We start from the raw sequence: 327 nt of genomic DNA on the forward strand, positions 1-327 counted from the left end.
GTCCTACAGGAGACGGGGCAATTATGCTGGTCCGCTCAGCGGGAGCGATGCGTCGCTGCGTTCTCTGAACGTGTTCGGAAGCTGCGCCGGTCGGATCGCTACCGTCGCCAAGAAGCGTCGTTGGACTAACCTTAGCCTAACCTTCCGACCAGATTATCAGGGTTTTCGGTGGTGGCCCGTTCCACACCACCTGCTCTGGGGTACCGTGACACGGCCCCTTATCGAACGAAGGAATCATCATGCGTCATCGCGTCGGCGGCCGTAAGCTACAGCGTACCTCGGCCCATCGTATCGCGCTCTTCCGCAACATGGCGGCGGCGCTCATCA

At 60.6% G+C, this 327-nt stretch carries 1 pseudogene; it reads left to right on the top strand.

Annotation, left to right across the window (positions count from 1 at the left end):
- Nucleotides 1-239 precede the first annotated feature (239 nt).
- A pseudogene (rplQ, locus tag AC0IYH_RS30370) lies at nucleotides 240-327 on the top strand (50S ribosomal protein L17); the annotation flags it as partial.

The sequence above is a fragment of the Pseudomonas sp. AC463 genome (assembly GCF_979253585.1).